Below are 3,886 nucleotides of genomic sequence, written 5' to 3'. Positions count from 1 at the left end.
GCAGCGCGAGGGCACCGGCACCATCGTGTCGCCGTGCGAGCCGAGGGTCAGCGTCTGCACCGATGCCGTGGATGCCGGCTCAGTCCGACAGGCGCTGGGTCAGCCACTCGTGGAAGACGCCGATGTGGTGCTCCGAGGGCACCAGCACGCCGCCGTTCGCGTAGGCGCGGGAGGACATGGCCGGCTGGGTCCGCTCGCAGGCGGCGAAGTCCTGCTCGTTGACCCGGTGGAACAGCTCCACCGACCGGGTCACGTCCCTGCCCGACTCGACCACCTCGTGGGAGTAGAGCCAGTCGCACTCCACGATCGTCCGGTCGGCCGCGACGGGGAACATGCGGTGGAAGATGACGTGGTCGGGCACCAGGTTGACGAAGACCGTCGGCCGGACCGTGATGGCGTAGTAGCGGCGGTCCTGCTCCTCCTCGACGCCGGGGAGCCGGTCGAAGCCCGCGCTGCCGTCGACGGTGAAGCCCTCGACGTCGTCCCCGAACTGCGCGCCGTGGCCGACGAAGTACTGCGCCGCGTACCCGTCGGCGAACTCGGGCAGCACCTCGGTGAGCTCGGGGTGGATCGTCGCGCAGTGGTAGCACTCCATGAAGTTCTCGATGATGAGCTTCCAGTTCGCCTTGACGTCGTAGGTGATGCGGCGTCCGACGGACAGCGAGTCGAGGTCGTAGTGCTCGATCACCGCCTCGCTCCCCAGCCGCTCGACCACGTCGGCCACGACCCCGTCCTCGAACGACGGCGGTTCGTCCGCGAGGCAGACCCACGCGTAGCCCAGCCACTCGCGCAGCGCCACCGGCACCAGGCCGTACCGGACCCGGTCGACGTCGGGCATCTTGGTGAGGTTGGGAGCGGCGACCAGCTTGCCCTCGAGGTCGTAGGTCCAGGCGTGGTACGGGCACTGGAAGGCCCGCTTGACCGCGCCGGAGTCCTCCGTGCAGATCTGCGCGCCCCGGTGCCGGCAGATGTTGAGGAACGCCCGCAGCCGGCCGTCCCGGCTGCGGACCACGAGCACGCTCTCCCTCCCCACCTGGACCTTGCGGAAGGACCCCGGGGTCGGGAGGTCGCTCGAGCGCACGGCGCAGAACCACATGTCCTCGAAGACGCGGGACTGCTCGAGCGCGAAGACGGCCGGGTCGGTGTAGTAGTGGCCCGGCAACGTGGAGATGAGGCTCGCGGGCAGGTCGGTGGTGGTCATACGGCACCTCGGGGTTCCGTCGGGCGATGCGATGTGGAGGACACGCCAGATGTCGCACGACGCGGTGTCTGCGACGAACCACGGTCGTCGCCCACCGGCGAGCTCAGGACGACCGTTCGTTGCACATTAATCAGCGGGTCGCGTCATGCGCAACAGCCCGCCGAGAGGCTGCTCGCCGCAGCGGACGGCTAGCGGGGCGGACCGAAGAAGCCCAGCCGCCGGCTCAGCTCGTCGGCGCCCGCCACCACCCGCCGACCCAGCCGCGGGAAGTCCTCGGGGTGCATCCGGAAGGACGGTCCCGAGACGCTGAGAGCGGCGACCACGTCCCCGTCCGCACCCCGCACGGGCGCGGCGACGGCGTTGAGCCCGACCTCGTACTCCTCGACCGTGCAGCCCCAGCCCTGCTCGACGACCCGGTCGAGATCCTGCCGCAGCGCCTCGGGGTCGGTGACCGTGGCAGGGGTGTAGCGCGGCAGGTCGCGGGAGAGCACGTCCTTGCGGACGGCGTCCGGGGCGTGCGCCAGGAGCACCTTGCCGCTCGACGTCGCGTGCAGCGGGGTGCCCTGCCCCACCCAGTTGTGCGTGCTGAGCGCCGCGGGCCCGCGTGCCTGGCTGACGTTCACCGCGCGGTCGCCGTCGAGGATGGCGATGTTGACGGTCTCCTCGAGGTCGGCGGCCAGCGCCTGGCAGATCGGCCGCCCCTCCCGGGCGATGTCCAGCTGCGCGGCGGCCGCACCGGCCAGGCGCACCAGACCGAAGCCCAGCCGGTACTTGCCGCGGTCGGCGAGCTGCTCGACGAAGCCCCGGCTCTCCAGCGCCGCCACCAGGCGGAAGGCCGTCGACTTGTGCACGCCGAGCTCGGCGGCCACCTCGGTGACACCGGCCTCACCCTGGGCCGCGAGGATCTCGAGCACGCTCAGGGCCCGGTCCACGGACTGGACGACGGCGGCCTGACCTCGCTCTGCGCTCTCTTCCTGCGGCCCGCTCACGACCCCAGCGTAGGTGGCGGACGGCGGGGTCGGTCCCGCTCTTGACGCCGTCACCCGGGCGGGTCATGCTGTTGCGTCAGAGGCACAACGTTGCGTAAGACGCAACAACGACCGACGTGGAGTACCGATGATCCCGGTCTGCCCGACGACCGCGTTGCCGCCCGGTGAGGCGACCCGAGTGGAGGCCGAGGAGCCCATCGCGGTCTTCAACGTCGACGGCGAGTTCCTCGCGATCGACGACACGTGCACCCACCAGGACGCCTCGCTGGCGGACGGCTGGCTCGAGGGCTGCGCCGTGGAGTGCCCCCTGCACGCCTCCTGCTTCGACCTGCGCACCGGGCAGGTGTCGGGCCCGCCGGCCAAGACACCGGTCCGCACCCACCGGGTCGTCGTGCGGGACGGCATGGTCTACGTGCAGCCCGGGGTCGCCGTGGAGGGCGCCGCATGACCTCCACCATCGCCGTCGTCGGGGCCTCGCTGGCCGGCCTCTCGGCCGCGCGGGCGCTGCGCGAGCAGGCCTACGACGGACGCGTCGTGGTGGTCGGCGACGAGGTGCACCCGCCCTACGACCGCCCGCCCCTGTCGAAGGACTTCCTGGTCGGGGGGTCGTCGGTGGACGACATCGCCCTGGGGACGCCCGACGACGGGGACCTCGGCCTCGAGTGGCGGCTGGGTACCACGGCGGTGGGCCTCGACCCCGCCACCCGCTCGGTGCTGCTGGACGACGGCAGCGAGGTCCGCGCCGACGGCGTCGTCCTCGCCACCGGTGCCCGCGCCCGACGCCTCCCCGGCAGCGAGGGACTCGGCGGCGTGCACGTGCTGCGCTCGCTGGACGACGCCGTCGCCCTGCGGCAGGACCTGCTCGCCGGCGGACGCCTCGTCGTGGTCGGCGCCGGGTTCATCGGGGCCGAGGTCGCCTCCACCGCCCGCTCGCTCGGGCTGGAGGTGACCGTCGTCGAGACCCAGCCCGTCCCGCTGGCCGGCCCGCTGGGCGCCGACATGGGCGCGGTCTGCGCCGGGTTGCACGCCGACCACGGCACGCGCCTCCTGGTCGGCGCCGGGGTCGCCGGGCTGGTCGGCACCGACCGGGTGCAGGCCGTCGAGCTCACCGACGGCACCCGCCTGCCCGCCGACGTGGTGGTCGTGGGGATCGGCGCCGTCCCGAACACCGAGTGGCTGGCCGGATCGGGCGTGGCTCTCGGCGCCGGCGTCCTCACCGACGCCCGCGGCGCCACCAGCCTCCCCGGCGTGGTCGCGGCCGGCGACTGCGCCGCGACGTGGTCGGCTCCCGCGGGGCGGCACGTCCGGGTCGAGCACTGGACCAACGCGCTCGAACAGCCGGCTACCGCGGCCGCCACCCTGCTCGGCACCGGCGCGCCGGTGCCGGCGCCGGTGCCCTACTTCTGGTCCGACCAGTACGGCGCCCGCATCCAGTTCGCCGGCTCGCACCGCCCGGGCGACGTCGCCCGCGTCGTGGAGGGCGACTGCGCCGACCGCTGCTTCCTCGCGGTCTACGAGCGCGACGGGCACCCCGTCGCCGTCCTCGGGATGAACCAGCCGCGCCGGTTCACCCGCTGGCGCCGCCAGCTGCGCTCGGCCGTGGGGCCCCCCCCCGACCCCCCCCCCGCGGCGCCCCCCCCCCCCCCACCCCCGGCGGGGCCCGCGGCTAAGCCGCGGCCGAGGCACCGCTGGGCGG

4 protein-coding genes are annotated in these 3,886 nt (G+C 73.7%); 2 read left to right on the top strand and 2 right to left on the bottom strand.

Features of this window, described 5'->3' with window-relative positions; translation table 11 throughout:
- Positions 1–79 precede the first annotated feature (79 nt).
- Positions 80–1,201 carry an aromatic ring-hydroxylating oxygenase subunit alpha gene (locus ACI78U_RS24790; protein ID WP_456878111.1) on the bottom strand — a complete coding sequence of 374 codons (1,122 nt, stop codon included), beginning with the start codon at positions 1,199–1,201 and terminating at the stop codon, positions 80–82.
- Between the two features lie 188 nt (positions 1,202–1,389).
- Complete coding sequence (locus ACI78U_RS24785) at positions 1,390–2,190, bottom strand: IclR family transcriptional regulator (RefSeq protein WP_456878110.1); 801 nt, start codon at positions 2,188–2,190, stop codon at positions 1,390–1,392.
- A 127-nt stretch (positions 2,191–2,317) separates the two neighbouring features.
- Here ACI78U_RS24785 and ACI78U_RS24780 point away from each other — a divergent pair, with 127 nt between their 5' ends.
- Positions 2,318–2,638, top strand: a complete 321-nt coding sequence (locus tag ACI78U_RS24780) for a bifunctional 3-phenylpropionate/cinnamic acid dioxygenase ferredoxin subunit (RefSeq protein WP_456878109.1) — start codon at positions 2,318–2,320, stop codon at positions 2,636–2,638.
- On the top strand, positions 2,635–3,886 hold a 1,252-nt coding region (locus ACI78U_RS24775), incomplete at its 3' end, for an NAD(P)/FAD-dependent oxidoreductase (RefSeq protein ID WP_456878108.1). The genes ACI78U_RS24780 and ACI78U_RS24775, both read left to right, overlap by 4 nt.

It is taken from the genome of Geodermatophilus sp. SYSU D00710 (assembly GCF_054050195.1).
The sequence above is the reverse complement of the archived record's forward strand: the minus strand, read 5'-3'. Positions and strand labels throughout refer to the sequence as shown.